Below are 26,358 nucleotides of genomic sequence, written 5' to 3'. Positions count from 1 at the left end.
CTGAACGTCCTCGCGCACGCCAGTCGACGAACATGAATACTGCTCATCCGCGCGGATGATGCTCGGCGTGAAGTTGCTGCAGACGTGCCTTGGCCACATGGGTATAGATCTGCGTGGTCGACAGGTCGCTATGACCGAGCAGCATCTGCACCACCCGCAAGTCCGCGCCGTGGTTGAGCAGGTGCGTGGCGAACGCATGGCGCAGGGTATGGGGCGACAGCGACTTGTCTATCCCAGCGACCCGGGCCTGGTGCTTGATCCGGTGCCAGAAGGTCTGGCGGGTCATCTGCTCGCCACGCTGACTGGGAAACAGCACATCGCTGGGCCGACCATTGAGCAGTTCGGCGCGACCGTCGCGCAGATAGCGTTCGACCCATACGACCGCTTCCTCGCCCATGGGCACCAGACGCTCCTTGCTGCCCTTGCCCATCACGCGCAGCACGCCCTGACGCAGATTGACCTGGTCGAGCGTCAGGCTGACCAGCTCGGTCACCCGCAGGCCGCATGCATAGAGCACTTCGAGCATCGCCCGGTCGCGCTGACCGATGGCCTCGCCAAGATCGGGTGCCTGCAGCAAGGCCTCGACATCCTCTTCGGACAGTGACTTGGGCAGTGGTCGACCCAATTGTGGCATCTCCACGAGCAGCGTCGGATCGACCGAAACGAGCTTTTCTCGCAGCAGGTAACGGTAGAAACCACGCAGTCCGGAAATGAACCGGGCCGTGGAGCGGGGTTTGTAGGCTTGATCCAGGCGCCAGGCCAAGTGATCCAGAATCAGTTCGCGCCCGGCATCGGGCAGCGCTACGCCCCGCTCTTGCAGCCAGCCATTGAACAGGGCCAGGTCGCTGCGATAGGACAGCCGAGTGTTGTCCGACAGGCCTTTTTCCAGCCACAGGGCATCGAGAAACTGGTCAATGAGAGGATGATCGAGAGCAGGCATGCGGGAAATGATCGATTCCGAGGGGGCGATAGTGTTTCACAGGCTGGGTACCGACGAAAGCCACGGCAACGCGCGCGCGGGCGCACACTCAACTCAGACGGTCCGGAGCCATTGTGGCCCCGGCGGAGGTCGACAAGCGTCGATCTAGTCTTCGCGCAACACGGGCACCGGGCGCTTGTCCTCGTCGATGGCCACGAAGCTGAACACGCCATGGATGGCGCGCTCACGCCCATCCAGGTACATGTTCTCGACGAACACCTCGACTTCGACCTGGAGGCTGGTAGTGCCGACCTTGCTCACGGTCCCGACCAGTTCGATGATCGATCCTGCCGGAATCGGATGCTTGAAATCGATACGGTCGGTGGAGACGGTCACCAATGGCAAGCGACAGAAGCGCGTGGCGGCGATGAAAGACACTTCATCCATCCACGCCAGGGCGGTACCACCGAACAGGGTATTGTGGTGATTGGTGGTCGATGGGAAGACGGCCTTGGTCACGCGGGTAACCGACAGCTCGGTGCGGCGCTGGATTTCCTGTTCTCGGGAGCTCATGGCATTCATTTCTCTGGAGGATAGAAAGCAAAAAAGCAGCCCGAAGGCTGCTTTTTCATCTCGCAGGGCGGCAGCAGCCGCCCGGGTCAAACTGCACTCAGGACAGTTTTTCCTTGATGCGAGCGGCTTTGCCGGACAGGTCGCGCAGGTAGTACAGCTTGGCTTTACGCACGTCACCACGACGTTTCACGGCCATGCTGTCGATCTGTGGGCTGTAGGTCTGGAAGGTACGCTCGACGCCAACGCCGCTCGAGATCTTGCGCACGGTGAAAGCGCTGTTCAGACCACGGTTACGCTTGGCGATGACAACGCCTTCGAAAGCCTGCAGACGGGAACGCTCACCTTCCTTCACTTTCACCTGGACGACAATGGTGTCGCCTGGGGCAAAGGCAGGGATTTCCTTGCTCATCTGCTCAGCTTCGATCTGCTGAATGATTTTGTTGGTCATGCTGTGCTCCTAAGGTAAATCGTCGGATCTACCATCGATACGTTAACTATCGTCCCGCCCGCGGAGATACTCCTCGAGCAGCTTCTTCTCTTCTCCAGAAAGTGAGCGACTTTCCAGAAGATCGGCGCGTCGTTCATAGGTCCGCCCAACGGACTGCTGTAAACGCCAACGCCGGATGTGTGCATGGTTGCCACTTAGCAACACGTCGGGTACACGCCGATCCGCATACACCTCAGGTCGGGTGTAGTGCGGGCAATCGAGCAGACCGTCGGTAAAGGAGTCCTCTTCCGCCGAGTCCACATGCCCCAAAGCTCCGGGCAGCAGCCGTGTAACCGCATCGATCAACACCATGGCCGGTAGCTCGCCACCGGAAAGCACATAGTCGCCAATCGACCACTCTTCATCGACATGAGCTTCGATAAAACGCTCGTCGATGCCTTCGTAACGACCCGCGATCAGGATCAGAGATTCCTGTTGCGCCAGGTCCTTGACAGCCTGCTGAGTCAGCCGGCGGCCTTGTGGCGAAAGGTAGATCACCTTTGCCGTCGCTCCGGTCGCTTGCCTGGCATCGGCCAGGGCATCTTCCAGAGGCTTGATCTTCATCACCATGCCCGGACCACCACCAAAAGGCCGATCATCCACCGTATGGTGACGATCAGTGGTGTAGTCCCGCGGGTTCCAGCAGGTCACTTGCAGCAACCCCTGTTTCGCCGCGCGGCTGGTAATGCCGTACTCGGTGATGGCCGAGAACATCTCGGGGAACAACGTGATGACGTCTACGCGAAGGTTACCCATCGTCTAGAAGTCCGCGTCCCACTCGACCCGCATAACACCAGCTTCAAGATCGACTGCCAGCACGCATTGCGCCGTATAGGGCAACAAACGCTCGCGATCATCCAGGCTGCCAGTGCAAGGCTTGACCACCATTACATCGTTCGCGCCGGTCTCCAACAGGTGATCAACCGTGCCGAACAGCTGTTCGTCCTGGTTGATGACTTTCAGACCTACCAACTGGTACCAGTAGTACTCGTCTTCGGTCAGGTCGGGCAAAAGGCTGCGCGAGATACAAATCTCGTAACCGCTCAGAAGACGCGCTTCGTCACGATCATCGAGCCCTTTGAGCTTGGCGACCAGATCCTTTTTATTGGAACGGCCACTGACCAGCTCTACCTGTTTCACCACGCCTTCGCGCCGAAGCGTCCAGTTACGGTAGTCCAACAGGTTTTCAATCGGATCGGTAAAGGAATAGACCTTCACCTCGCCGCGAACGCCGTGAACCGAAAAAATCTTGCCGACGACGATCAAGTCGTCCGCTTTTTCTGGCGTCGCGCTCATACTATTCAGGCAGCAGCCTTGGCAGCTTCCTTCAGCAGCTGAGCAACGCGCTCAGACGGCTGTGCGCCAACGCTCAACCAGTGAGCAACGCGGTCTTCTTTAACGGACAGGCGAACTTCCTGACCACGAGCGATCGGGTTGAAGAAGCCAACCTGCTCGATGTGGGAGCCGTCACGCGGGTTGCGCGAGTCGGTTACGGTCAGTTGGTAGAATGGGCGCTTTTTGGAGCCGCCACGAGCAAGACGGATGGTTAGCATTGAACATCGTTCCTGTAGTCGGTGCTGCAAATCATGATGCACAGCGGGCACACGGGTGCCCGAAAGGCCGCATATTCTCAAGGAATATACGGACTTTTGCAAATGCCTTTTTAGTCGAACAAAGGCCAGCCTGCTGATCTGCGGTTTGAGCCGCCTCTTTATAAAGGCGGCGGTGTACCCGCCAGGGCGGGTTGCGGTCATCGGCGAGCCAGTCGCCAACGACCAGAATCGGTTTAGAGCTTGGGCATGCCGCCCGGCATCATTCCCCCCAGGCCGCGCATCATCTTCGACATGCCGCCCTTGGTGGAGAATTTCTTCATCATCTTCTGCATCTGCTTGTGCTGCTTGATCAAGCGACCGATGTCCTGCACCTGGGTGCCGGAACCCATGGCGATGCGGCGCTTGCGCGAGCCGCTGATCAGGTCGGGATCACGGCGTTCGGCCGGGGTCATGGAGTTGATGATCGCTTCCATCTGCTTGAACTGCTTCTCGGCGGCGCCCTGGGCATTGCCCATCTGCGACAGGTTGACGCCACCGATGCTCGGCAGCTTGTCCATCAGGCCACCCAGGCCGCCCATGTTCTTCATCTGCTGGAGCTGGTCGCGGAAGTCTTCGAGATCGAAGCCCTTGCCTTTCTTGAGCTTCTTGGCCAGCTTGTCGGCCTTGGCCTTGTCGAGGGTCTGCTCGGCCTGCTCGATGAGGCTGAGCACGTCGCCCATGCCCAGGATCCGCGAAGCGATACGGTCCGGGTGGAACGGCTCGAGGGCCTCGCTCTTCTCGCCCATGCCGATGAACTTGATCGGCTTGCCGGTGATCGCGCGGACCGACAGCGCGGCACCGCCACGGGCATCGCCGTCGACCTTGGTCAGGATCACGCCGGTCAGCGGCAGCGCCTCACCGAAGGCCTTGGCCGTGTTGGCCGCATCCTGGCCGGTCATGGCATCGACCACGAACAGGGTCTCGACGGGCTTGACGGCCGCGTGCAGATCCTTGATCTCGGTCATCATCTCGGCGTCGATGTGCAGACGGCCGGCGGTATCGACGATGACCACGTCGATGTACTTGAGCTTGGCTTCACGAATCGCCGCTTCGGCGATGGCGACCGGCTTCTGGCTGATATCGGACGGGAAGAACGTCACGCCGATGTCGTTGGCCAAGGTCTCGAGCTGCTTGATCGCCGCAGGACGGTAGACGTCCGCCGAGACCACCATCACGGTCTTCTTCTTGCGCTCCTTGAGGAAGCGCGCCAGTTTGCCGGCGGTGGTGGTCTTGCCCGCGCCCTGCAAGCCGGCCATCAGGACCACGGCCGGAGGCGCCGCGTTCAGGGCGAGGTCTTCGTTGGCCGCGCCCATCAGGTCCTCGAGCTCGGCCTGGACGATCTTCACGAAGGCCTGGCCCGGGGTCAGGCTGCGTGACACTTCGGTGCCGACCGCGCGCTCCTTGATCTTGGCGACGAAATCCTTGACCACCGGCAAGGCAACGTCGGCCTCGAGCAATGCCATGCGCACTTCGCGCAGGGTATCCTTGATGTTGTCTTCGGTCAGCTTGGCCTTGCCGGTGACATGGCGCAGCGTCTGTGACAGGCGGTCGGTCAGGTTTTCGAACATGGTGATCCTTTCAGGCTTGGCAAAGCCGAGGTTTGTCAGGCGTCCTGGCGGAAAACAACACGCACGGGGCGCAGCAAGCTGGCGATTATAACGAAGACTGCGACCGACGCACACCATGGGTGCAGCCGCTGGTCTTCCTTGGCGGCGGCGTTCTATGCCAAACTCCGTTCCTTTAGGGCTTGCCCAACAGGACTTATGCTCTCCTCACCCAGTCTGCTTCCCAACCTGATCGCCGCCTGCCTGTACGCGGCCGCGACTTTCTACCACGGTTCGCGCCTGGCCAAGGGCGCCCGCGCCGACAAGCGCCTGCTCGGACTCCTCGGCACCCTCGCCGTGGTAGCGCAAGGTGGCGCATTGTTCTGGCAGTTGCTGACGCCCCTGGGCTTGAGCCTGGACTTCTTCAGCGCCGCCAGCCTCATCGCCAGCGCCGTCATCGCCCTGACCCTGCTCGCCTGCCTGCGCATACCGGTGGAGAACCTGCTCCTGCTGCTGTTCCCGCTGGGGGCGGTGACCGCCTTGCTCGCGCAGTTCGCCCCGCCGGGCACGGTACCGTTGATCGACGAGGAGCCAGGCATCCTGGCGCACATCCTGTTGTCGATTCTGGCCTACGGTCTGTTCACCATTGCCATGTTCCAGTCCCTGCTGCTGCTGCTTCAGGACCACCAGCTCAAGCACAAGCATCCTTCCGGGCTGATCCGCAACTTCCCGCCCCTTCAGACCATGGAAAGCCTGCTGTTCGGCTTCCTGTGGGCCGGCTGGGCATTGCTCTCGCTGTCACTGATCTCGGGCTGGCTGTTCCTCGACAACCTGTTCGCCCAGCACCTGGTGCACAAGACGCTGCTGGCCTGCGTCGCCTGGATAGTGTTCGGCGTGCTGTTGTGGGGGCGCACGCGCCTGGGCTGGCGTGGTCACAAGGCGATCCGCTGGACGCTTGCCGGATTCTGCCTGCTGATGCTGGCCTACTTCGGCAGCAAGCTGGTACGCGAATTCATCCTGCATATCTGATGAGCACGCCATGAACACCCTGCCGCATGCCCCGTTGTTCGGTTCCCTTGCACTGGCGCTGCTCTGGTCGATGCTCTTCAGCGCCGTCGACGCGGCACGCCAGCAACTCAACGGCCATCCGCGCCAGAGCGACATGCCGCCCGGCGACCTACCCGCCCAGGCCCTGGTGCTCTGCGCCAGCCTGGGCAAGCTACTGGTACTGGGGCTGGCCTGCCTGATCGGCCAGCGTTACAGCGGCGAACACGGGTTCTGGCTAGCCGGCCTCTGCGCTGCCGCGACGCTGGTGGTGCTGGCCGATTACCTGCCGCGCCGCCTGGCCAGGCGTCACCCCCTGGCCCTGCTCGAGTTTGGCGCCAGCCTGTTGAAACCGCCCCTGGCAATAGTACAGCCACTGGCCTGTCTGCTCGATGGCTGTGCCAGATTGATCCTGCGGCCTTGGCGCGCCGCGCCCAATGGTACCGCCTTGCATGCCCAGGCCAGCGACGGCCACGACGATGAAGAGCTTGACGCTCCCTCGCGGCCCGGCCTGCTCGAAGGCTTGCAATCGCTGGACAAGATCACCGTCAATGACATCCTGGTACCGCGCAGCGAAGTGGACGGTATCAACCTCGACGAACCCATCGAGCGGATCGTCGAGCAACTGATCATCAGCCGCCACACCCGCTTGCCGATCTACCACAACGACATCAACCAGGTCGAAGCCGTACTCAACACCAAGCTGATCAGTCATCTGCTGCCTCGCGCGGAACTGACGCTGGAGGCACTCCACGCCGCGTGCCACGAACCCTATTTCGTTCCCGAGAGCACGCCACTGCAATTGCAGCTGTTGAATTTCCACAAGCAACAGCGCCGCATGGGCGTAGTGGTCGACGAGTATGGCGAGGTCCTAGGCCTTGTCACCCTGGAGGACATCCTCGAGGAGATCGTCGGCGAGTTCGAGGATGAACAGAGCCTGGACAACCCTCATGTCCATCCGCAACCGGATGGGCGCTATGTAATCGAGGGCAACGCCTCGTTGCGCGAGATCAACCGCAGCCTGGGCTGGCACCTGCCCTGCGACGGCGGCCCCAAGACCTTGAACGGGCTGGTCACCGAAGCGCTGGAGAGCATCCCGGAATGCGCCGTCTGCCTGAAGATCGGTCGCTATCGCCTGGAAATTCTCGCCACGGAAGACAATTGCGCCAGTCGCGTGCTGGTGTGGACCGTGACTCGATAGTTATACTCGGGTCACGCTTACCCAGCCCTGCCGTGTCGCCCGCTACCCGCATCCGACGACAGACGGCCAGTCCGCACGACTGACACGCTCACGGCCCTGCTTCACCACCCCGAACAGTGCCCGCCCCGCCCTACCCCCACGGGCCAGTGTCAATCCGGCGACCTACAACAATACGCTCCGGCGTCCGCGTGCCCGTGCCTGCCTGGGCCGCGCGTGGACAATGCCCATGGAGCATTCCGACTGTCAGGGACCTACGCATGACAACCAGCAGCACCTATGCCGGCTCGACCCCGGACGCCCCGGTCAACTCGCCCGCGCGCGTGGCCACGGCCAGCTTCATCGGCACCGCCATCGAATTCTACGATTTCTACGTCTACGCCACCGCCGCCGCCCTGGTGATCGGCCCGGTGTTCTTCCCGTCCGGATCTGGCACCGCACAGATGCTGGCGGCCTTCATGACCTTCGGCATTGCCTTCCTTGCCCGGCCATTGGGTTCTGCGCTGTTCGGTCATTTCGGCGACCGCATCGGACGCAAGTCGACCCTGGTCGCCTCGCTATTGCTGATGGGCGTATCCACCACGCTGATCGGTGTTCTGCCGGGATACGACAGCATCGGTGTCTGGGCGCCGATCATCCTGTGTGTGCTGCGCTTCTGCCAGGGCCTGGGCCTGGGCGGCGAGTGGGGCGGTGCTGCCCTGCTGGCCACCGAAAACGCCCCGGAAGGCAAACGCGCCTGGTTCGGCATGTTCCCGCAACTGGGCCCGTCCATCGGCTTCCTCGCGGCCAATGGCCTGTTCCTGACCCTGGCTCTGGCGCTCAGTGACGAGCAGTTCCGCGAATGGGGCTGGCGGATTCCCTTCCTGCTCAGCGCCGCGCTGGTGCTGGTGGGGCTTTATGTTCGCCTGAAGCTCGAGGAGAGCCCCGTGTTCGCCAAGGCTGTCGCGCGTCAGGAGCGCGTGAAGATGCCGGTGGTGGATGTCCTTACCCAATACTGGATGCCGACCCTGCTGGGCGCGGGCGCCATGGTGGTGTGCTACGCACTGTTCTACATCTCGACGGTGTTCTCGCTCAGTTACGGCGTCTCGACCCTGGGCTACAGCCGAGAGACCTTCCTCGGCCTGCTGTGCTTTGCCGTGGTCTTCATGGCGCTGGCCACGCCGCTGTCGGCCTGGCTCAGTGACCGCTACGGGCGCAAGCCGGTGCTGATCGTCGGTGGCCTGCTGGCGGTCGCCTCCGGGTTCACCATGGAGCCGCTGCTGACCTCGGGTTCGACCACGGGCGTGGCTCTGTTCCTGGCTATCGAACTGTTCCTCATGGGCGTGACCTTCGCGCCTATGGGCGCCCTGCTCCCGGAGCTGTTCCCGACCCACGTGCGCTATACCGGCGCGTCGGCAGCGTACAACCTGGGCGGTATCGTCGGCGCCTCGGCGGCACCGTTCTTCGCTCAGCAACTGGTGAGCATGGGCGGACTGAGCTGGGTGGGAGGCTACGTATCGGCAGCGGCCGTGCTCAGCCTGATCGCCGTGCTGTGCCTGAAAGAGACGCGCAACAACCAGCTATAGGCTATGCCTGCCGATGGACAGCGCCGCACCAGAATCGAGATGACGGAGCTGTCTATGCGGCGACTTGATCCAGAGGGCGGGCTGCCATGAGGCGAGCCCGCGACCAAAGCCTCAGAACTCGATCTTGACCGCTTGAGCGGCGCGGGTCGCCTTGGCACGCGCAGCCTCGATCGACTCGTCCCGCGCCAGGCAGACGCCCATGCGGCGCTGGCCATCGACTTCCGGCTTGCCGAACAGGCGGATGGCCGTATCGGGTTCGCCGAGGGCCGCGCCCAGGTTGGCGAACGCGGTCTGGCTGGACTTGCCTTCGACCAGGATGACCGCGGAAGCCGAAGGGCCGAACTGGCGAACTGTCGGGATCGGCAGGCCGAGGATGGCGCGTGCGTGCAGGGCGAACTGCGACAGGTCCTGTGAGATCAGCGTCACCAGGCCGGTATCGTGCGGGCGTGGAGAGACTTCACTGAACCATACCTGGTCGCCCTTGACGAACAGCTCGACCCCGAACAGGCCACGACCGCCCAAGGCGTCGGTCACTGCCTTGGCTACCCGCTCGGACTCGGCCAGGGCCTTGGCGCTCATGGCTTGAGGCTGCCAGGATTCCTGGTAGTCGCCTTTTTCCTGGCGGTGCCCGACGGGCGCCAGGAAGGTAGTGCCGCCGACATGACGCACGGTCAGCAGGGTGATCTCGTAGTCGAAATCGATGAAGCCTTCGATGATGACTCGACCCTTGCCCGCGCGACCGCCTTCTTGAGCGTAATCCCAGGCCTTCTGCAGGTCGTCGGCGCTACGCAGCAGGCTCTGGCCCTTGCCGGACGAACTCATCACCGGCTTGACCACGCAGGGATAGCCCAGGTCGCCGACAGCCTTGCTGTAGTCTTCGAAGGTATCGGCGAAGTGGTATGGCGAAGTGGGCAGGTCCAGTTCTTCAGCGGCCAGACGGCGGATCCCTTCGCGGTTCATGGTGAGCTGGGTGGCGCGGGCGGTAGGTACTACATTGAATCCTTCCTGCTCCAGTTCGACCAGGGTCGCGGTGGCGATGGCTTCGATTTCCGGGACGATGTAATGCGGCTTCTCGGCTTCGATGATCGCGCGCAGGGCGACGCCGTCGAGCATGTTGACGACATGACTGCGGTGAGCGACCTGCATGGCGGGCGCATTGGCGTAGCGGTCGACCGCGATCACTTCGACGCCCAGGCGTTGCAGTTCGATTACCACTTCCTTGCCCAGCTCGCCGCAGCCGCAGAGCAGTACGCGGGTCGCGGTGGGCGACAATGGGGTTCCGATACGGGTCATCTCAGGTCCTCGAAGGCGTCCGGGGCTACCGAGGGGTGGGGGTAGCCCGCTGAAAAGGAGCGATATTCTACACCCGAGTCGGGACTTTTGGGGTCCGGGTTGCCTTCTCCCTCTACCTACCCGCCCCGCTTGATGACCCTGGTGGCCTCGCGGCTTACCGTGTTTTTGGCCGGATCGGGGCGCGATTCTGTCTGGCGACGTCGTACATTTCAAATGCTATGCCAGTGCAATAGCCCGATGTTGCCATGGAAACGACCGGCCCCTTGCGAGGCCGGGAGCACTTCTCAGGCGGCCAGACGCCCGCTTGCTATCGCCTCCGATGCCGCGAGCATGGCGCGCAGCAACACCGCGCAGCCGGCGGCCAGGTCCTGTGGCGTGGCGTTCTCGATCTCGTTGTGACTGATCCCGCCCTCACAGGGCACGAAGATCATCCCCGCCGGCCCCAGCTCGGCGAGGAAAATCGCGTCATGCCCTGCCCCGCTGACAATATCCATGTGCCCTAATCCCAGGGTACGCGCCGAGTCGCGCACGGCTTGGACGCAGCTGTCGTCGAAGTACAAGGCGGGGAAGTCTGCCGTAGGCGTCAGCTCGTGGCTCAGGCCATGCTTGGCGCAGGTGTCTTCGATGACCTGGCGGACCTGCGCGATCATCGCGTCCAAGTGCTCGCTCTCCAGATGCCGGAAATCCAAGGTCATGCGCACTTCCCCAGGGATGACATTGCGCGACCCCGGGTAGGCCTGCAGGCAGCCAACGGTGCCGCAGGCATGCGGCTGATGGCCGAGGGCCGCGCGGTTGACCGCCTCGACCACCGCGGCGGCGCCCACCAGGGCGTCCTTGCGCAGGTGCATGGGCGTGGGGCCGGCGTGGGCCTCGACGCCGCGCAGGGTCAGGTCGAACCACTTCTGTCCCAGCGCGCCAAGCACTACGCCGATGGTCTTGGCCTGGTCCTCGAGAATCGGTCCCTGCTCGATGTGGGCCTCGAAATAAGCGCCTACCGGGTGTCCGAGCACCGGGCGCGAACCCGCGTAGCCGATGGCGTTCAGCGCATCAAAGACGGTGGTGCCCTGGGCATCGCGCTTGGCCAGGGTCTCCTCCAGGGTGAACTTGCCGGCGAATACCCCGGAACCCATCATGCAGGGCGCGAAGCGCGAGCCCTCCTCGTTGGTCCAGACCACCACTTCCAGCGGCGCTTCGGTTTCCAGGCCCAGGTCGTTGAGGATTCGGATCACCTCCAGCCCGGCCATCACGCCGAAGCAGCCGTCGAACTTGCCACCGGTGGGCTGTGTGTCGATGTGGCTGCCGGTCATTACCGGTGGTAGCGCGGGATTGCGTCCAGGACGGCGGGCGAAAATATTGCCGACCGCGTCGACACTGACGGCGCAGCCGGCGGCTTCGCACCATTGCACGAACAGATCACGGGCTTGGCGGTCGAGGTCGGTCAGCGTCAGACGACAGACCCCGCCCTTGGCGGTGGCGCCCAGGCGCGCGAGATCCATCAGTGACTGCCACAAGCGCGCGCTGTCGATATGGCTCTCGGTGGATTGCAGGACATCCTTGACAGGATTCATGAGTTGTCTCCTCAGGCGGGTCTTTCTGCATGGGACCGCGCCGTGACGCGGCCGTGGGGTAATCAGGGCAACGGCTTGGCCAGGCGCACCGGGCGACGCGCCACCATGCCGCCCAAGGCGTAGTACAGCGCCGCGCCGAGCAGCGAGCCGGTAAACCAGCCGTAATCGTAGAACCAGCTGAAGCTGCTGTTGCCAATGGCCATGACGGTCAGCGCCACCGGCAGCGCGAAGGCGGCGAAGCCGGCCCAGTTCCAGGCCGGGTAGACGTCGTCGCGGTACAGACCGGCAAGGTCCAGGCGCTGGCCGCGGATCAGGAAGTAGTCCACCACCATGATCCCGGCAATCGGTCCGAGGAGGCTGGAATAGCCCAGCAACCAGTTGGAATAGACGCTCTCCAGACTCACGTCGGAAACGATCCAGCCAAGCTTCTTCAGCAGCTCGTGCCCCATCAGCAACAGGCCGATCAGGCCCGTCAGGAGTACCGCTCGGGTGCGACCGATGTGGCGTGGCGCGATGTTCTGGAAATCGTTGGTCGGCGAGACGATGTTCGCGGCGGTATTGGTCGACAGCGTGGCGATCACGATCAACGCCATGGCCAGGGCTACCCAGCCGGGGCTCTGGATGCGGCCGATCAGGCTCACCGGGTCGGACACCGTTTCTCCGACCAGCGAGGCCGAGGCCGCGGTCATGACCACGCCCAGGGCGGAGAACAGGAACATGGTCAACGGCAAGCCGAAGATCTGCCCGAGGATCTGGTCTTTCTGGGTCTTGGCGTAGCGGCTGAAGTCCGGAATGTTCAGCGACAGCGTGGCCCAGAAGCCGACCATCGCGGTCAGCCCGGCGCAGAAGTAGCCGACCACGCTGGCCCCTTCAGGACGTTTTGGCGGCTGGGCCAGCAACTCGCTCATCGACATGTGCGGCAGCGCCCAGAACAGCAAGCCGAAGCCGACCGCGACCAGCAACGGCGCCGAGAGGGTTTCCAGCCATTTGATCGACTCCGCGCCGCGCAGCACTACCCACAGGTTGAGCGTCCAGAAAATCATGAAGCCAATCACCTCGCCGGTGCCGCCCAGCGATTTCCAGCCTTCGAACATCGAGCCGAGGAACAGGTGAATCGCCAGCCCGCCGAACATCGTCTGGATGCCGAACCAGCCGCAGGCGACCACCGCGCGGATCAGGCAGGGCACGTTGGAGCCGAGGATGCCGAACGAGGAGCGCAGCAGTACCGGGAAGGGAATCCCGTACTTGGTGCCAGGAAAGGCGTTGAGCGTCAGCGGTATCAGCACGATGAGGTTGGCCAGCAGGATCGCCAGCAGCGCCTCGCCCACGCTCAGGCCGAAGTAGGCCGTCAGTACGCCGCCGAGGGTGTAGGTCGGGACACAGATGGACATTCCCACCCACAGGGCGGTGATGTGCCACTTGTTCCAGGTGCGCTGATGCACCTGGGTGGGCGCAATGTCGTGGTTGTAGCGGGGGCTGTCGAGGACATCGCTGCCGGCGGACAGCTCGTACAGCCCATCCTGCTCGATCACTTCAGATCTGCTCTGTTGCATGGGGCCTTCTCCAGATTTTTTTAGTTGTTCGCTCATCGGGCTAATGCGATGGCCGGAGTACATACACCACCAGTACTGCACCTGCGGCCCGGCCTGGCTGCGGGCGCACTCAATAAGCGTGCCGGGTTGGCCTAAGCCGTCCCGCTGGCCGCCGCCTACCGGAGGTAACTGGCTGATCTGCAAAGCCTTCCTCGACAACCGGAAAAGTCGCGCCAGCGCCCTCTCTCACCGCTCGCACCACCCCGGGCCAGCATTGGCCACTGCGTCAGGTTTCAATCTGGTGCAGCCTGGATTTTTCTCGGCGCGGCCCGCGCCTTACACCAGGTTTCAAACGGCTGATTTTGCATGGAAAATCTTGACCAATTTGGCTTCTTGTCAAGTGCGTCAAAATGGTGATGGAGCTCACCATTTTGGTGATTTAAGAAAAAATTACTTAAACTTCAATAATTTAAGTAAGTTATAAACTTATAAAAAAATTTCTTGAAGAATATCAATTCGGCATCTAGATTTCATTCTTGTCAGGCCTGACAGGATTGCAATGGGTCCTTCGGTTATCTGGCAACACCATAATTTCAAGAACCGGCCAAAGACCGGTCAGCCTGCGAGGAAGACGGCATGTCCCTGTTGATCCGTGGTGCCACCGTGGTTACCCACGAAGAAAGCTACCCCGCTGATGTCCTGTGTGCCGATGGCTTGATCCGTGCCATTGGCGAAAACCTCGATCCTCCCGCCGGCTGCGAGATCCTCGATGGCAGCGGCCAGTACCTGATGCCCGGCGGCATCGACCCCCACACCCACATGCAATTGCCGTTCATGGGCACGGTCGCCAGCGACGACTTCTTCAGCGGCACCGCTGCGGGCCTCGCGGGGGGGACCACCTCGATCATCGACTTTGTCATCCCCAGCCCGCAGCAATCGTTGCTGGAGGCCTTTCACACCTGGCGTGGCTGGGCACAGAAGTCTGCCGCCGACTATGGCTTTCACGTCGCCATCACCTGGTGGAGCGAGCAGGTGGCCGAAGAGATGGGCGAGTTGGTTGCTCACCATGGGGTGAACAGCTTCAAGCACTTCATGGCCTACAAGAACGCCATCATGGCCGCGGACGATACCCTGGTGGCCAGCTTCGAGCGCTGCCTGCAACTGGGCGCGGTGCCCACGGTGCATGCTGAAAATGGCGAACTGGTCTATCACCTCCAGCAGAAGCTGCTGGCCCAGGGCCTGACCGGGCCCGAGGCGCATCCTCTGTCGCGTCCGCCGCAGGTCGAAGGCGAAGCCGCCAGCCGCGCCATTCGCATCGCCGAGACCCTCGGCACGCCGGTGTACCTGGTGCACGTGTCCACCCGCGAGGCCCTGGACGAAATCGCCTATGCCCGGGCCAAGGGCCAGCCGGTGTACGGCGAAGTGCTGCCCGGCCACCTGCTGATCGACGACAGTGTCTACCGCAACCCGGACTGGGCCACCGCCGCCGGCTATGTGATGAGCCCGCCGTTCCGTGCGCGCGAGCATCAGGAGGCGCTGTGGCGCGGGCTGCAGTCGGGCAACCTGCACACCACCGCCACCGACCACTGCTGTTTCTGCGCCGAGCAGAAGGCTGCCGGGCGCGACGATTTCAGTCGCATCCCCAATGGCACCGCCGGCATCGAGGACCGCATGGCGGTGCTGTGGGACGCGGGCGTGAATAGCGGACGCCTGTCGATGCACGAGTTCGTCGCGCTGACCTCCACCAACACCGCGAAGATCTTCAACCTGTTCCCACGCAAGGGCGCGATCCGCGTCGGCGCCGACGCCGACCTGGTGCTGTGGGACCCGCAGGGTAGCCGCACGATCTCAGCGCAGACCCACCACCAGCGCGTCGACTTCAACATCTTCGAGGGCCGTACGGTGCGCGGCATTCCCAGCCACACCATCAGCCAGGGCCGCGTGCTCTGGGCCGATGGCGACCTGCGCGCCGAACCTGGCGCCGGCCGCTATGTAGAACGCCCGGCCTATCCCTCGGTGTACGAGGTGCTCAGCCGCCGCGCCGAGCATCAGCGCCCGACCCCCGTCAGCCGCTGAACCCATCCGCAATGCCGCACCGGCTCGCAGAAGCCGGGCGGCGGCGTATTGCCGTTGACTGCCATCCACCCAGAACGGACCGCGCGGGTAACCGCCGCCTGGTCCAACAAAAAAGAGAGAGGCTACAACCGTGATCGATGCCCTGAACCACTTGCCGCGCCCCCAGGCCGGCGCCGATCAGCTGGCCCAGAACTTCGGCGACCTCGCCCCGCCCCTCACCGCCCGCCAGGCCGCCGTGGAGAGCGCGCGCTGCCTGTACTGCTACGATGCGCCGTGCGTCAACGCGTGCCCGAGCGAAATCGACATCCCCTCGTTCATTCATCGCATCAGCGACGAGAACCTGCAAGGCGCCGCCGAACGCATCCTCTCGGCGAACATCCTCGGCGGCAGCTGTGCCCGCGTCTGCCCGACCGAGATCCTCTGCCAACAGGCCTGCGTGCGTAACAATGCCCAGGAATGCGCGCCGGTGCTGATCGGCCAACTGCAGCGCTACGCGCTGGACAACGCCGCCTTCACCGAGCACCCGTTCAAGCGTTCGCCGCCCTCCGGCAAGCGCATCGCCGTGGTCGGTGCTGGCCCCGCTGGACTGTCCTGCGCCCACCGCCTGGCCATGCATGGCCACGACGTGGTGGTATTCGAGGCACAGGAAAAGGCCGCGGGCCTCAACGAGTACGGCATCGCCCGCTACAAGCTGGTGGACGACTACGCCCAGCGCGAGGTGGCGTTCCTGCTCGGCATCGGCGGTATCGAGATCCGCCATGGCCAGCGCCTGGGCGCCAACCTCAGCCTGGGCGAGTTGCACCAGCACTACGACGCGGTGTTTCTCGGTCTTGGCCTGAACGCCGTGCGCCAGCTGGGCTTGCCGGACGAAGAAGCCCCCGGCCTGCTCGCCGCCACCGCCTATATCCGCGAGCTGCGCCAGGCCGACGACCTCTCGCAATTGCCGCTGGCCGATCGCTGCCTGGTCATCGGCGCCGGTAACACGGCCATCGACATGGCCGTGCAGATGAGCCGCCTGGGCGCCCGCGACGTCAACCTGGTGTACCGCCGCGGCCACGCAGACATGGGCGCCACCGAGCACGAACAGGACATCGCCAAGGCCAACCAGGTGCGTCTGCACACCTGGGCACGGCCCGACGCCGTGCTACTGGACGATGACGGACGCGTGCGCGGCATGCGCTTTGCCCGCACGCAACTGGTTGAGGGCCGGCTGCGCGATACCGGCGAAACCTTCGAGCTGGCCGCCGACGCCATCTTCAAAGCCATCGGCCAGCGCTTCGACGATGCCAGCCTGAGCGACCCGCTGGCCGCACAGTTGGCCCGCGACGGCGAACGCATCCGCGTCGACACCTACATGCGCACCAGCCTGCCCGGCATCTATGCCGGAGGCGACTGCACCGCGCTGGGCCAGGACCTCACCGTCCAGGCCGTGCAACACGGCAAGCTGGCCGCCGAAGCCATCCATGCCCAACTCATGCTCAACGTGGAGGCAGCATAATGGCCGACTTGTCCATCGAATTCGCCGGCATCAAGGCGCCCAATCCCTTCTGGCTGGCCTCCGCGCCGCCGACCGACAAGGCCTACAACGTGGTGCGCGCCTTCGAGGCCGGCTGGGGCGGCGTGGTCTGGAAGACCCTTGGCGAAGACCCCGCTGCGGTCAACGTGTCGTCACGTTACTCGGCCCACTTCGGCGCCAACCGCCTGGTGCAGGGCATCAACAATATCGAGCTGATCACCGACCGTTCGCTGGAGATCAACCTGCGCGAGATTACCCAGGTGAAGAAGGACTGGCCCGATCGCGCGCTGATCGTGTCGCTGATGGTGCCGTGTGAGGAAGCGTCGTGGAAGTTCATCCTGCCGCTGGTCGAAGCCACCGGCGCCGACGGCATCGAGCTGAACTTCGGCTGCCCCCACGGCATGCCCGAGCGCGGCATGGGCGCCGCCGTCGGCCAAGTACCCGAGTACGTGGAGATGGTTACCCGTTGGTGCAAGACCTATTGCTCGCTGCCGGTGATCGTCAAGCTCACGCCCAACATCACCGACATCCGCCAGTCGGCCCGCGCCGCGCATCGGGGTGGCGCGGATGCGGTGTCGCTGATCAACACGATCAACTCGATCACCAGCGTCGACCTCGATCGCATGGTCGCCCACCCCATCGTCGGTGACCAGAGCACCCACGGCGGCTACTGCGGCTCGGCGGTCAAGCCGATCGCCCTGAACATGGTCGCCGAGATCGCCCGCGACTCAGAGACCCGCGGCCTGCCGATCTGTGGTATCGGCGGCATCGGCAACTGGCGAGATGCCGCGGAGTTCGTGGCCCTGGGCTGCGGCGCCGTGCAGGTGTGCACGGCGGCGATGCTGCATGGTTTTCGCATCGTCGAAGACATGAAGGATGGCCTTTCACGCTGGATGGACCAGCACGGCCACCGCAACCTGGACGCCTTCCGCGGCCTGGCCGTGGGGCATACCACCGACTGGAAGTACCTGGACATCAACTACAAGGTCATCGCGCAGATCGACCAAGATGCCTGCATCGGCTGCGGTCGCTGCCACATCGCCTGCGAGGACACTTCGCACCAGGCGATCGCCAATGCCGTGCAGGCCGATGGAACCCATGTGTACAGCGTGATCGAGGAGGAATGCGTGGGCTGCAACCTGTGCCAGATCACCTGCCCGGTGGAAAACTGCATCGACATGGTGGCCCAGGAGACCGGCAAGCCATATCTCAACTGGACCCAGGATCCGCGCAATCCCTACCGCGAAGCCAGCTGAGACCTACGCGCTGAGCGATTGCGCAGGACGCATGGCGTCTGCGCCGCCAATTGTCCTGCGGGGCTGCTCAAGGCTCCAGGCCTATGCCCCGCAGGATTACGCTGGTCACCGTCTGCACGGCATTTTCAAAGGCCATGTCCGACAGCGGCTCGCCGCCGTTGAGCAGCTTCACCTGGTAGCCGAAGTCGGCATAGTGCTGGGTTGCCGCCCAGATCATGTACAGCAATGCGGAGGGTTCTACCGGCAGGATGCGTCCGTCCTCCACCCACCGGCGGATCTTCGCTTCCTTGAGCTGCGCCCAGGGCACCAGGGTGTCGTCCAGGCTCGTGCCGAGCAGCGGCGCGCCGTGGAGCATTTCTTCAGCCCAGATCTTCGAGCCCAGCGAACGCGAGCGCGAATGGCTCATCTTTGCGCGGATGTAGCTGGTCAATACGACGCGCGGGTCATCAAAGCGCTCGAAGCACAGTGCGTCCTGCTTCCAGACGTCGAGCAAGTCCTGCAGCACTGCCCGGTACAAGTCGTCCTTGGTACTGAAGTAGTAGTGCAGGTTGGAACGCGGCAGCTCGGCCTGCTCGGCGATATCGCCCATGGAAGTGCCGCCGAAGCCCTTCTCGGCGAATACCTGCTCGGCGGCCTGCAGAATTTTCTCGACGTTACGCCGGCGAATCGCGATCTTGTGGTTGGCCATGGCCTGTCCAATGCGCCCTAAACCCGACAAGGCTAACAGCTTTGCGACCTCGGCTGAGCGGTCTCAAGCACGCTCTGTGCGAATCTTCCCGGCGAACACGCGAAAATCGAGGGTATTGTACGCAAGCGTGACCGGCACGATGAACGCGAACCCCACCAGCATGAAGAGTTGGCTCGCTCGCGATACTGAAAGCTACGATATTGAAAACTTCAACCTGCCAAAGATTGCCTCCGCCCCCGCCACGCCATTACCAACCACACCACAGTCACCCCAGCAAACTTGGAAGCCATGGCCGTGCCAATGATAACCGGCGTCAAAGCCCCGATCATCCCGAAGAAGATGAAAGTATCCACCGGAATACTCAGCGCCGAACTCAACCACAACCGATCCCGCAACGGCCGCTGCGTGACAGTGAAGACCAACCAATCAATCAATTCCGACACGAAGAACGCCGTCGCACTGGCCAATGCAATGGCCGGCTCCGACGTCACATAGGACAAGACCAACGCCCCCAGCATCGCCATCAAGGCGCCATGGCCATACCGCGTCTGCACCATGTCACGCAGGATGAATACCAACCCACCCCAGGCGGACCAGATCACATCCAGATGCGGCGCACTGGAAAAGGCGTAGTTGATCAGCACTACGCTGCTGATATATGCAAATAGAAAGAACATGGGATCAACCGTCGGACAAGCCGCACAGGGTACTGTAGCGACGGTTCTCGGCCAAGAGCCTGGCGCTCAAAGGCCCATGATCAAGCCCGCGGCCACCGCTCGTTCATGACACAGTTCGAGGACACTGCGACGCTCGGAGTTGTCCATCCGGCCCCACTGGGTGATTTCGGCCACGGTGCGCTGGCAGCCCACGCAGATGTCATCCTCATCCAGCGCGCAGACGCTGACACAGGGCGAGGCGACTGGGCGCTCGTTCTCGCTCATGTCAGTCCTCCTGCGGCAACAAGTCGCGAGCATAGCGCTCGGCGTTGTGCACATAGTGAGCGGCACTGGCCTCGAGCATGCGCTTCTGAGTATCGGTCAACTCGCGCACGATCTTGCCAGGCGAACCCATGACCAACGAACCATCGGGAATCTCCTTGCCCTCGGCGATCAAGGCATTGGCGCCGATGATGCAGTGCTTGCCGATCCGAGCGCCGTTGAGCACCACCGCATTGATGCCGACCAAGCTGTAATCGCCCACGGTACAACCATGCAGCATGGCGTTGTGACCGATCGTTACGCCCTTGCCAAGGGTAAGCGGCGAACCCATGTCGGTATGCATCACCGTACCGTCCTGGACATTGCTGTCCTCGCCGATGTCGATCAGCTCGTTATCGCCGCGCAGCACCGCGCCAAACCAGACGCTAGCCCTGGCCTGCAGACGGACCTTGCCGATCAGCGTGGCGGTTGGCGCGGCCCAACTGGTGGGATGAGTCTCGACCCTCTGGTCGCCCAGGCGGTATTTCATCGGTGGTTCCTCACTGTCCTGCGATAGTGGCGGGTTCGGCCCCCGCTCATTTCTGGCTGAAACGTTCAGGCGGCTGGTTCAGATCGATACCGGCGTCGTACAGCAGGTTCACCAGTTCGACGATCATGATCGCCGACAGGCCCCAGATCTTGTACTCGCCATAGCGATAGCTGGGCACATACCAGCTGCGTCCTTCGTAATCGATGCGATGGGTATGATCGCGAGGGTCCTGGCGGAAAAAATCCAGCGGAACGGTAAATACTGCCGCGATTTCGGCATCGTTGGCCCGATACTCGACGTAATCCGGAATCAACCCGACGAATGGCGTCACTTTCAGTCCATGCAACGAAACCAGGGGGCTGAGGGGACCGAGCACTTCCACCAGCCCAGGGGGCAGACCGATTTCCTCCTCGGCTTCGCGCAGCGCGGTGAACACCAGGTCGGGATCCTCCGGGTCGCGGCGTCCGCCAGGGAAGGCCACCTCGCCGCCATGGGTGGACAGGCCCTTGGCGCGCAGGGTCAGTACCAGCTCCGGCTCTTCGTTGCGGGTAATGGGCAGTAATACCGCGGCCTCGGGAAAACGGCGATCCGTTTCCAGAGACGCCGGGGTATGGTTGCTCATTCGGCGAAGAAGCTCGTCCAGCATTACGCACGCTCGTGTCCAGGTCCTGTCCTGCATGATGCACCAAAGCCGTGAAGCACCCAAGTCCTCCCTGACAGTGGCTTGCGGTCCACGGGCCAAGGACGCCAAGATAGCTCGTCATCATAGGAAGCGAAGAATGAAATTCTGCAGCGCGTGCGGACAAGCCGTCACACAGCGGATCCCCGAAGGCGACAGCCGCCCGCGGTACGTCTGCGATCATTGCCATACCATCCATTACCAGAACCCCAATATCGTCGCCGGGGTACTGCCGACCTGGGGCAGCAAGGTCCTGCTGTGCCGCCGCGCCATCGAACCGCGTCGGGGCTTCTGGACATTGCCGGCCGGCTTCATGGAAAACGGCGAGACACTGGAGCAGGCCGCCGGACGCGAAACGATGGAAGAAGCCTGCGCCCGGCTCGGGCCGATGAACCTCTACCAGCTCTTCGACCTGCCGCATATCAACCAGGTGCATGTGTTCTTCCGCGCCGAACTGGCGGACCTCGAAATTGCCGTGGGCATCGAAAGCCTCGAGGTGCGGCTGTTCGAGCAACACGAGATCCCATGGTCCGAACTGGCTTTTCGCACCGTCACGCGCACACTAGAATGCTATTATCGCGACCGCATCGAGCAGCATTATCCCATCGGGAATGAGTACCTGCCGCCGATGAACCTTTCGTCGCCCATCACCTAGTGCTCAGGTATCGTTCCATGCGTTGGTTGCTTGCCCTTTTCTGTATGACCGTGGCGTCGGCGTCCCAGGCGGCCTTCACCGAAACCATCATTCGCAAACCCTTGTCCGACATGCCTGCCCAGACCCAGCCGCGGACCGGGTTCCAGCCCCTGGTCGATAAGGTGCTGGTGATCAAGTCACAGCGCCGCCTGCAGTTGATGAGCCGTGGCGAGCCGCTCAAGACCTACCGTATTTCCCTGGGCAAGCAACCCCTTGGCGCCAAGGAGCGCGAGGGCGACAGAAAGACCCCGGAGGGCTTGTACTGGCTTGACTGGCGCAAGACCAGCGACCGGTACAACCTGGCCATGCACATCTCCTATCCGAACATCAAGGACGCGGCCCACGCCCGTAACGAAGGGATCAGCGCCGGTAGCATGATCATGGTCCACGGCACCCCGGTCGACCAGGAATACCCCGAGTGGTACTTCCATACCCTGGACTGGACCGAAGGGTGCATCGCCATGCGCAACGATGACATGCGCGAAGTCTGGGAAATGGTCAAGGACGGCACTCTGATCGAAATCCGCCCCTGAGGTCCTACATCCGTGGGCAGAGTGTCGGAATCTGCTTACGGAGTTATCACTCCCGCCTGAACCAGCAATGGTCCGGTCTCGCATCCGAGCCCTTGGCTGATCTCTCAGATCCTCGTATACGTTCGCCGATTCGACTTGCCGCGCGGCGATGCTCGATCTCGAGGCGCCAGCTCACTCACACCATGCATCCGATAGCCCCACCCCCAACAACAGAGCCTACCATTCCACCCCACGCTGCAGCTCTCTGCCCCCAGGCGCCAACCATTGCGCGCTTCGCAGCAGAGGTGTAATCGCAGCGCTCTCCTCCACGCTCACCCTCAACCGTGCCTGTCGAGCCAGCAGGTCGGCATCCACGCTTGCCTGATGCTGCCCCGCCAGGTCCAGCCGTCCCAGCAACCGCCAACCCTGGCGACAATCCATTTCGATCACGCCCTGCCCCAGCGTCAATGACCAGGGTGCGGCAAGGGCGAGGTCGACCACCGCGATCCGGCCCTGCGCAGCGCTACATCGCCGACCCTGCCCTGCGAGCTGGATAACCCCCTGCCATTGCCCCACCAACCGGTGCTCGGCAGGGGCCCCATCTGGTGCCTGCCACGGGGTAATCCGAGCGTGCCAGGCCCATGGCCAACCACGCACGTCCAACGCCCACGCCTGGCCCTGCACGCCGACCCTGGTCTGTGCCTGCAAACGCCAAGGACGCCAGTCCCACTCGATCGGTCCGATCGAGCCGATGTGCCGCGCCTGCCCTCGCCACACGGTGCCACTGATGCCCGTGGCAGCCCAACCCAGCCCATGCGCCACCCAACTGGCCGGCAACTGGATCAGCAGTGTCAGGCAGAACACCAGCAACACCCACGATCCCGCACGCCAGCTCATGGCCGCACCAGCACGTCGAAGCGCAGCCCCGAGACGTCCTGTTCCAATGCCCACTGCAACGGCAGCGCGCCTTCGGCTTGCAATGCGAGCAGCCATTGCTGCAGCGCCTGCTCACTGGTCACCTGCCCGTGCACCTGCCAACCGGCGTCACTGGGCTCGACACCCGCCAACTGGATCTGTCGCGACTCGGCCGACTGGCGTAGCCGTTCGAGGTTGATGGGCGCGCGCGCTTGCAGGCTGGCGGCCGACTCTGCCAAGGCTTGCCACTGGCTCAGGTCTCGCCATCGCCCGAGGCCTTCGCGGACCAACAGAACCGCCAGCAGCAAACCGATCATGGCGCATGCCAATGGCAGGCGGTAACGCTGATAGAGAGCCTGAGTCATGACGCCGCTCCAAGGTCGAACACTACCTGCCACTGCGCTGGCCGGGCACCCGGCTGCACCTGTACCCCGGCGCCTGCGGCACTGGCCAAGGCCTGCCACGGCGGTGCGTCGCCTTCGCCGTCGACGCGCACATGCCAGCGCTGGCCGTCGAAACGCACGCCTCGCAGGCGCCAACCGGGATGCTCGCGCAACCAGCCGTGCAGTTCGGTCTGCAGCCCCTCGAGCTGACGCAGGCGCAGTTGACGCTCCCTGTCGGCCTCGCGAAGACGCTTGAGCACCTGCGCGGCCTGACGTGCCGTTGCCTGTTGACCGGTCACTGCCTGCACTTGCGCGCGGTACAGGTCGGCCTGACGCCACTGTTGGGCAAACCACAGCCCACCCCAGATGCCCGTCAGCGCCAGGCATGCCACGGCCAGGCGCCAAGGCAATCGAGGCAACTCGGTCCGGCGACCGCCACGGCGCTGCTCGAACAGTCCCGGCAGCGTATCCAAGGCGCCAAGGTGGGCGGGCCAGTCTCCTTCGAGCGGGTCGACCTGCAGGCCTTCCCACTGCGCGGGACGCTGATCGGCCAATGCCGCGGGCCATGCCAGCCAATGATGCCGCCCTTCGACGCAGACCCCTTTGAACAGATCGCGTGTCTCGTCCTGGCGCCAGTGCCAACAGCACCCAGGCGCGGGCTCGGGCAACAGCTGGAACTCGGCCCAGCAGCGCTCCGGCACCACTCCCCACGCGGCACAGACCGCGCGCCAGTCGTCGAGGCGCTGGCGCTCCACCGTGACCAGCCGCAGCTCTCCTGCAGCGCCCCCCAGGCTCGTGCACAGTACTTCTTCCGCGCCCTGCAACAGACGGTCTTCCAGCAGTAGCGGCCATTCCTCGCGCTTGAGCCCGGGCGGCGCCGGTACTTGAAAATGACTGCAGGCCTCGCCGGGGACGATCAACGCCGGGCGCGCCGACAGGCCGGACGGCGGCATGCCCTGCCCTTGACGCACTGGGCTGCCCGCCTCGACCAATGCCCAGCGCCACGCCGCCTGTTCCGCTCCTGGTTTTAGCAACAGCCAGGACGAGGGCGCGGTCGGACGTCGCCACTCAAGCTTCATGAACGCCCCCAAGGCAGGGCAAAGGTACAGACATAAGAGGCTCCATCATGTTGCAGCTCCAGGCGCACGCCACGGTCGGGGTGCGCCGGTTGATCGGAAGGCCAGGCCAGCCAGCGGCCGGTCTGGTAATAGAGGAAATTGACCGCTGCGACTTTCTCCAGACGCTCGCGCAGCACCCAGCGTGGCGCACCCGCGGCGTAGAGGTCCGCCGAGCTTTCCAGCGACAGACGCTGCTCACGTGCCTCGAACCTCAGGCGCTGCCGTTGCAGACGCGAGCCACCGTCCACCTCCGGCCAGGCTGCCGCGGCAACCCACAGCAGTTGCTGGCGGTCGGCTTGCCAGTCCAGCCAGCGTACCGTCAGCGGTAGACGTTGCTCATACACGCGCCGCAAGACCGGACTGTCGAAGCGCCGTTCCAGCGCCAGGCAGAAGTCCACCACGCTGCTGTCATGAGCCGGGACGGCCAGCCGCTCGCGAACCAGCAGCCAGCCATGTACCAGCGCGGCCAGGAGAATACCCAGCAAGGCCGTCAGGGCCATCGCCACCATGAGTTCGATCAGGGTCAGCCCGGTTTGCCGCTGTTTCATGGACGCTCCAGGAAGACCACGTAGTGGCCCAGCGGCAAGCGCTCGTCGCGGTCGGCGTAGAGTTGCAACTCGCCACGGCGCAGGTCGCGCACGCCGGTGTTGCGCAACTGCAGGTGCCAGTGACAGGCCTGTCCACCTTGATGAAGAACACCCGTGTTCTGCTGGGTCGTCGGCCAGTAGCGTTCGACCGTGAAGCGTGCCTGCAACTCGCGGGCGCACAGCACGCCAAGCCGATGCTGCTGGACATTGTCCTGGATCGCCAGGCGCTGGCGCAGGACCTGGCTGGTAATCACCGCCAGTACCGCGGCGATGGCCAGGGCGACGCTCACTTCAAGCAGGGTGAAGCCTTGCTGCCTGCGCCTCATGGCATCACCGCCACCTGCAGACGGCCGTCCCGGCTCCATTGCCAGCGCTGACGGCCTTCGACACCCTGCCACAACACGCTGCCGGGCTGCGCCCAGCCTTCGGGCGTGAATACCAGCGGCGGTACCTGGCTTGCCGGCCAATCCGGACGCAAGCCCTTGGGCCATGCGCCGAGCCGGACGGGCTCGACCACCCAGCCGCCGTTCACGCGACGGACGAATTCCGGGTGCTGGCCATTCCAGCGCAACCCCCTCAGTTGCCCTGCATGTCGCGCCAGCGCGGCCTGCTCGCGCGTCTGCGCCGCCAAGCGCGCGAGGGCCTGATCCATGCCTGCCTTGCCGCTGTCGAGCCAAGCCACGCTGAGGCCGGTCATCAATCCGGCGATCGCCAGCACCACGAGCATCTCGATCAGGCTGAACCCACGCTGGCCAGACAAGAGGGGGGCGCTCTTGCGGGCGCTATCGCGGGGCAAGCCCGCTCGCCACCGGGACCGAGTCTGCCATTTGGACCAGGTTTGCCATTTGGAACAGGTCTGCCATTTGAAGCAGGTTTGCCATTTGGGCCAGGTCTGCCATTTGGAGCAGGCCTGCCATTTGGAACAGGTCTGCCATTTGGGCCAGGTTTGCCATTTGGAACAGGTCTGCCATTTGGAGCAGGTCTGCCATTTGGGCCAGGTTTGCCATTTGGACCAGGTTTGCCATTTGGAACAGGTCTGCCATTTGGGCCAGGTTTGCCATTTGGAACAGGCCTGCCGTTTGGGCCAGGCTTGCCATTTGGAACAGGCCTGCCATTTGGAACAGGCCTGCCATTTGGACCAGGCCTGCCGTT

Annotated in this window: 30 protein-coding genes; 8 read left to right on the top strand and 22 right to left on the bottom strand. The window is 63.5% G+C overall.

The window, feature by feature from the left end:
* Nucleotides 1-43: 43 nt before the first annotated feature.
* The 7 genes from xerD to ffh all read right to left on the bottom strand — a co-directional run bounded on the left by xerD (nucleotide 44) and on the right by ffh (nucleotide 5,139).
* Nucleotides 44-940 (bottom strand): site-specific tyrosine recombinase XerD, encoded by an 897-nt coding sequence (gene xerD / locus G7009_RS18490; RefSeq protein ID WP_181131451.1) that lies wholly within the window; start codon nucleotides 938-940, stop codon nucleotides 44-46.
* A gap of 144 nt (nucleotides 941-1,084) precedes the next feature.
* Entirely contained in the window at nucleotides 1,085-1,492 is a 408-nt protein-coding gene (locus G7009_RS18485; RefSeq protein ID WP_181131449.1) for an acyl-CoA thioesterase, read from the bottom strand.
* A gap of 97 nt (nucleotides 1,493-1,589) precedes the next feature.
* Entirely contained in the window at nucleotides 1,590-1,940 is a 351-nt protein-coding gene (gene rplS, locus G7009_RS18480) for a 50S ribosomal protein L19 (protein WP_181131447.1), read from the bottom strand.
* 42 nt (nucleotides 1,941-1,982) lie between these two features.
* Nucleotides 1,983-2,735 (bottom strand): tRNA (guanosine(37)-N1)-methyltransferase TrmD, encoded by a 753-nt coding sequence (gene trmD / locus G7009_RS18475; protein WP_181131445.1) that lies wholly within the window; start codon nucleotides 2,733-2,735, stop codon nucleotides 1,983-1,985.
* Between the two features lie 3 nt (nucleotides 2,736-2,738).
* Nucleotides 2,739-3,275, bottom strand: coding sequence for a ribosome maturation factor RimM (rimM, locus tag G7009_RS18470; protein WP_181131443.1), 537 nt, complete (start codon nucleotides 3,273-3,275; stop codon nucleotides 2,739-2,741).
* 5 nt (nucleotides 3,276-3,280) lie between these two features.
* Nucleotides 3,281-3,532, bottom strand: coding sequence for a 30S ribosomal protein S16 (gene rpsP / locus G7009_RS18465; protein ID WP_158459523.1), 252 nt, complete (start codon nucleotides 3,530-3,532; stop codon nucleotides 3,281-3,283).
* A 233-nt stretch (nucleotides 3,533-3,765) separates the two neighbouring features.
* Entirely contained in the window at nucleotides 3,766-5,139 is a 1,374-nt protein-coding gene (gene ffh, locus G7009_RS18460) for a signal recognition particle protein (RefSeq protein WP_181131441.1), read from the bottom strand.
* Nucleotides 5,140-5,334: 195 nt separating this feature from the next.
* Between ffh and G7009_RS18455 the strand changes: the two genes are divergently transcribed.
* From G7009_RS18455 to G7009_RS18445, 3 genes are all read left to right on the top strand, one after another.
* Nucleotides 5,335-6,144 (top strand): cytochrome C assembly family protein, encoded by an 810-nt coding sequence (locus G7009_RS18455; RefSeq protein ID WP_181131439.1) that lies wholly within the window; start codon nucleotides 5,335-5,337, stop codon nucleotides 6,142-6,144.
* Between the two features lie 10 nt (nucleotides 6,145-6,154).
* Nucleotides 6,155-7,360, top strand: a complete 1,206-nt coding sequence (locus tag G7009_RS18450) for a transporter associated domain-containing protein (RefSeq protein WP_181131432.1) — start codon at nucleotides 6,155-6,157, stop codon at nucleotides 7,358-7,360.
* A gap of 257 nt (nucleotides 7,361-7,617) precedes the next feature.
* On the top strand, nucleotides 7,618-8,922 hold the full coding sequence (locus G7009_RS18445) for an MFS transporter (RefSeq protein ID WP_181131425.1): 1,305 nt from the start codon (nucleotides 7,618-7,620) through the stop codon (nucleotides 8,920-8,922).
* Nucleotides 8,923-9,033: 111 nt separating this feature from the next.
* On the opposite strand, the gene purT is transcribed toward G7009_RS18445, so the two are convergent.
* The 3 genes from purT to G7009_RS18430 all read right to left on the bottom strand — a co-directional run bounded on the left by purT (nucleotide 9,034) and on the right by G7009_RS18430 (nucleotide 13,336).
* Nucleotides 9,034-10,215 (bottom strand): formate-dependent phosphoribosylglycinamide formyltransferase, encoded by a 1,182-nt coding sequence (purT, locus tag G7009_RS18440; RefSeq protein WP_181131423.1) that lies wholly within the window; start codon nucleotides 10,213-10,215, stop codon nucleotides 9,034-9,036.
* A gap of 284 nt (nucleotides 10,216-10,499) precedes the next feature.
* A complete protein-coding gene (locus G7009_RS18435; RefSeq protein ID WP_181131421.1) occupies nucleotides 10,500-11,783 on the bottom strand; it encodes a Zn-dependent hydrolase in 1,284 nt (427 codons plus the stop codon).
* 62 nt (nucleotides 11,784-11,845) lie between these two features.
* Nucleotides 11,846-13,336 carry an NCS1 family nucleobase:cation symporter-1 gene (locus G7009_RS18430; protein ID WP_181131419.1) on the bottom strand — a complete coding sequence of 497 codons (1,491 nt, stop codon included), beginning with the start codon at nucleotides 13,334-13,336 and terminating at the stop codon, nucleotides 11,846-11,848.
* A 615-nt stretch (nucleotides 13,337-13,951) separates the two neighbouring features.
* On the opposite strand from G7009_RS18430, the gene hydA reads away from it, so the two are divergent.
* From hydA to preA, 3 genes are all read left to right on the top strand, one after another.
* Nucleotides 13,952-15,391: a dihydropyrimidinase gene (gene hydA / locus G7009_RS18425; RefSeq protein WP_181131417.1), complete on the top strand. Its 1,440-nt coding sequence runs from the start codon at nucleotides 13,952-13,954 to the stop codon at nucleotides 15,389-15,391.
* A gap of 130 nt (nucleotides 15,392-15,521) precedes the next feature.
* On the top strand, nucleotides 15,522-16,889 hold the full coding sequence (locus G7009_RS18420; protein WP_181131415.1) for an NAD(P)-dependent oxidoreductase: 1,368 nt from the start codon (nucleotides 15,522-15,524) through the stop codon (nucleotides 16,887-16,889).
* Complete coding sequence (preA, locus tag G7009_RS18415; RefSeq protein ID WP_181131634.1) at nucleotides 16,886-18,163, top strand: NAD-dependent dihydropyrimidine dehydrogenase subunit PreA; 1,278 nt, start codon at nucleotides 16,886-16,888, stop codon at nucleotides 18,161-18,163. Before G7009_RS18420 ends, preA begins: the two co-directional genes overlap by 4 nt.
* A 67-nt stretch (nucleotides 18,164-18,230) precedes the next feature.
* Here preA and G7009_RS18410 read toward each other — a convergent pair whose 3' ends face one another.
* From G7009_RS18410 to G7009_RS18390, 5 genes are all read right to left on the bottom strand, one after another.
* Nucleotides 18,231-18,851 (bottom strand): TetR/AcrR family transcriptional regulator, encoded by a 621-nt coding sequence (locus G7009_RS18410; RefSeq protein ID WP_181131413.1) that lies wholly within the window; start codon nucleotides 18,849-18,851, stop codon nucleotides 18,231-18,233.
* Nucleotides 18,852-19,060: 209 nt separating this feature from the next.
* The gene (locus tag G7009_RS18405; protein WP_181131411.1) at nucleotides 19,061-19,528 is read right to left on the bottom strand and encodes a VUT family protein; all 468 of its coding nucleotides are present in this window, start codon (nucleotides 19,526-19,528) and stop codon (nucleotides 19,061-19,063) included.
* Between the two features lie 66 nt (nucleotides 19,529-19,594).
* The gene (locus G7009_RS18400; RefSeq protein ID WP_181131409.1) at nucleotides 19,595-19,792 is read right to left on the bottom strand and encodes a DUF1289 domain-containing protein; all 198 of its coding nucleotides are present in this window, start codon (nucleotides 19,790-19,792) and stop codon (nucleotides 19,595-19,597) included.
* A 1-nt stretch (nucleotide 19,793) separates the two neighbouring features.
* On the bottom strand, nucleotides 19,794-20,318 hold the full coding sequence (locus G7009_RS18395; protein ID WP_181131407.1) for a gamma carbonic anhydrase family protein: 525 nt from the start codon (nucleotides 20,316-20,318) through the stop codon (nucleotides 19,794-19,796).
* A 46-nt stretch (nucleotides 20,319-20,364) separates the two neighbouring features.
* Nucleotides 20,365-20,964: a CoA pyrophosphatase gene (locus G7009_RS18390; RefSeq protein WP_181131405.1), complete on the bottom strand. Its 600-nt coding sequence runs from the start codon at nucleotides 20,962-20,964 to the stop codon at nucleotides 20,365-20,367.
* A 133-nt stretch (nucleotides 20,965-21,097) separates the two neighbouring features.
* Between G7009_RS18390 and G7009_RS18385 the strand changes: the two genes are divergently transcribed.
* Nucleotides 21,098-21,652, top strand: coding sequence for an NUDIX hydrolase (locus G7009_RS18385; RefSeq protein ID WP_181131403.1), 555 nt, complete (start codon nucleotides 21,098-21,100; stop codon nucleotides 21,650-21,652).
* A gap of 17 nt (nucleotides 21,653-21,669) precedes the next feature.
* Nucleotides 21,670-22,224, top strand: a complete 555-nt coding sequence (locus tag G7009_RS18380) for a L,D-transpeptidase family protein (RefSeq protein ID WP_181131401.1) — start codon at nucleotides 21,670-21,672, stop codon at nucleotides 22,222-22,224.
* A 216-nt stretch (nucleotides 22,225-22,440) separates the two neighbouring features.
* Here G7009_RS18380 and G7009_RS18375 read toward each other — a convergent pair whose 3' ends face one another.
* Genes G7009_RS18375 through G7009_RS18345 form a run of 7 tightly spaced genes read right to left on the bottom strand, consistent with a single transcriptional unit; the run spans nucleotide 22,441 to nucleotide 26,339 of the window.
* Nucleotides 22,441-23,100 carry a general secretion pathway protein GspN gene (locus G7009_RS18375; protein ID WP_181131399.1) on the bottom strand — a complete coding sequence of 220 codons (660 nt, stop codon included), beginning with the start codon at nucleotides 23,098-23,100 and terminating at the stop codon, nucleotides 22,441-22,443.
* On the bottom strand, nucleotides 23,097-23,483 hold the full coding sequence (gene gspM, locus G7009_RS18370) for a type II secretion system protein GspM (RefSeq protein WP_181131397.1): 387 nt from the start codon (nucleotides 23,481-23,483) through the stop codon (nucleotides 23,097-23,099). The genes G7009_RS18375 and gspM overlap by 4 nt, the downstream gene beginning before the upstream one ends.
* Nucleotides 23,480-24,580, bottom strand: coding sequence for a type II secretion system protein GspL (gene gspL / locus G7009_RS18365; protein WP_181131396.1), 1,101 nt, complete (start codon nucleotides 24,578-24,580; stop codon nucleotides 23,480-23,482). Before gspL ends, gspM begins: the two co-directional genes overlap by 4 nt.
* A complete protein-coding gene (locus G7009_RS18360; RefSeq protein ID WP_181131395.1) occupies nucleotides 24,577-25,167 on the bottom strand; it encodes a prepilin-type N-terminal cleavage/methylation domain-containing protein in 591 nt (196 codons plus the stop codon). Before G7009_RS18360 ends, gspL begins: the two co-directional genes overlap by 4 nt.
* Nucleotides 25,164-25,532, bottom strand: coding sequence for a type II secretion system protein GspI (locus tag G7009_RS18355; protein WP_181131394.1), 369 nt, complete (start codon nucleotides 25,530-25,532; stop codon nucleotides 25,164-25,166). The genes G7009_RS18360 and G7009_RS18355 overlap by 4 nt, the downstream gene beginning before the upstream one ends.
* Nucleotides 25,529-25,966 (bottom strand): type II secretion system minor pseudopilin GspH, encoded by a 438-nt coding sequence (gene gspH / locus G7009_RS18350; protein ID WP_181131393.1) that lies wholly within the window; start codon nucleotides 25,964-25,966, stop codon nucleotides 25,529-25,531. Before gspH ends, G7009_RS18355 begins: the two co-directional genes overlap by 4 nt.
* Before the next feature lie 22 nt (nucleotides 25,967-25,988).
* Nucleotides 25,989-26,339: a hypothetical protein gene (locus G7009_RS18345; protein WP_181131392.1), complete on the bottom strand. Its 351-nt coding sequence runs from the start codon at nucleotides 26,337-26,339 to the stop codon at nucleotides 25,989-25,991.
* Between the last annotated feature and the right edge of the window lie 19 nt (nucleotides 26,340-26,358).

Source organism: Pseudomonas capeferrum (genome assembly GCF_013523055.1).
GTDB classification, from domain to species: Bacteria; Pseudomonadota; Gammaproteobacteria; order Pseudomonadales; family Pseudomonadaceae; genus Aquipseudomonas; species Aquipseudomonas capeferrum_A.
Note: the sequence above shows the minus strand (reverse complement) of the source record. Positions and strands in the feature narration are given on the sequence as shown.

Bases quoted from the DNA above. Each gene is read 5' to 3' on its own strand.
- G7009_RS18385 (WP_181131403.1), top strand. From the start codon at position 21,098: ATGAAATTCTGCAGCGCGTGCGGACAAGCCGTCACACAGCGGATCCCC.
- gspM (WP_181131397.1), bottom strand. From the start codon at position 23,483: ATGACTCAGGCTCTCTATCAGCGTTACCGCCTGCCATTGGCATGCGCC.
- G7009_RS18390 (WP_181131405.1), bottom strand. From the start codon at position 20,964: ATGCTGGACGAGCTTCTTCGCCGAATGAGCAACCATACCCCGGCGTCT.
- G7009_RS18400 (WP_181131409.1), bottom strand. From the start codon at position 19,792: ATGAGCGAGAACGAGCGCCCAGTCGCCTCGCCCTGTGTCAGCGTCTGC.
- G7009_RS18435 (WP_181131421.1), bottom strand. From the start codon at position 11,783: ATGAATCCTGTCAAGGATGTCCTGCAATCCACCGAGAGCCATATCGAC.
- G7009_RS18410 (WP_181131413.1), bottom strand. From the start codon at position 18,851: ATGGCCAACCACAAGATCGCGATTCGCCGGCGTAACGTCGAGAAAATT.
- G7009_RS18375 (WP_181131399.1), bottom strand. From the start codon at position 23,100: ATGAGCTGGCGTGCGGGATCGTGGGTGTTGCTGGTGTTCTGCCTGACA.
- rpsP (WP_158459523.1), bottom strand. From the start codon at position 3,532: ATGCTAACCATCCGTCTTGCTCGTGGCGGCTCCAAAAAGCGCCCATTC.
- G7009_RS18450 (WP_181131432.1), top strand. From the start codon at position 6,155: ATGAACACCCTGCCGCATGCCCCGTTGTTCGGTTCCCTTGCACTGGCG.
- trmD (WP_181131445.1), bottom strand. From the start codon at position 2,735: ATGGGTAACCTTCGCGTAGACGTCATCACGTTGTTCCCCGAGATGTTC.
- rplS (WP_181131447.1), bottom strand. From the start codon at position 1,940: ATGACCAACAAAATCATTCAGCAGATCGAAGCTGAGCAGATGAGCAAG.
- purT (WP_181131423.1), bottom strand. From the start codon at position 10,215: ATGACCCGTATCGGAACCCCATTGTCGCCCACCGCGACCCGCGTACTG.
- ffh (WP_181131441.1), bottom strand. From the start codon at position 5,139: ATGTTCGAAAACCTGACCGACCGCCTGTCACAGACGCTGCGCCATGTC.
- xerD (WP_181131451.1), bottom strand. From the start codon at position 940: ATGCCTGCTCTCGATCATCCTCTCATTGACCAGTTTCTCGATGCCCTG.
- G7009_RS18455 (WP_181131439.1), top strand. From the start codon at position 5,335: ATGCTCTCCTCACCCAGTCTGCTTCCCAACCTGATCGCCGCCTGCCTG.
- G7009_RS18485 (WP_181131449.1), bottom strand. From the start codon at position 1,492: ATGAGCTCCCGAGAACAGGAAATCCAGCGCCGCACCGAGCTGTCGGTT.
- G7009_RS18355 (WP_181131394.1), bottom strand. From the start codon at position 25,532: ATGAGGCGCAGGCAGCAAGGCTTCACCCTGCTTGAAGTGAGCGTCGCC.
- G7009_RS18345 (WP_181131392.1), bottom strand. From the start codon at position 26,339: ATGGCAGGCCTGTTCCAAATGGCAGGCCTGTTCCAAATGGCAAGCCTG.
- rimM (WP_181131443.1), bottom strand. From the start codon at position 3,275: ATGAGCGCGACGCCAGAAAAAGCGGACGACTTGATCGTCGTCGGCAAG.
- G7009_RS18445 (WP_181131425.1), top strand. From the start codon at position 7,618: ATGACAACCAGCAGCACCTATGCCGGCTCGACCCCGGACGCCCCGGTC.
- gspL (WP_181131396.1), bottom strand. From the start codon at position 24,580: ATGAAGCTTGAGTGGCGACGTCCGACCGCGCCCTCGTCCTGGCTGTTG.
- G7009_RS18380 (WP_181131401.1), top strand. From the start codon at position 21,670: ATGCGTTGGTTGCTTGCCCTTTTCTGTATGACCGTGGCGTCGGCGTCC.
- G7009_RS18395 (WP_181131407.1), bottom strand. From the start codon at position 20,318: ATGAAATACCGCCTGGGCGACCAGAGGGTCGAGACTCATCCCACCAGT.
- G7009_RS18360 (WP_181131395.1), bottom strand. From the start codon at position 25,167: ATGAAACAGCGGCAAACCGGGCTGACCCTGATCGAACTCATGGTGGCG.
- hydA (WP_181131417.1), top strand. From the start codon at position 13,952: ATGTCCCTGTTGATCCGTGGTGCCACCGTGGTTACCCACGAAGAAAGC.
- G7009_RS18405 (WP_181131411.1), bottom strand. From the start codon at position 19,528: ATGTTCTTTCTATTTGCATATATCAGCAGCGTAGTGCTGATCAACTAC.
- G7009_RS18430 (WP_181131419.1), bottom strand. From the start codon at position 13,336: ATGCAACAGAGCAGATCTGAAGTGATCGAGCAGGATGGGCTGTACGAG.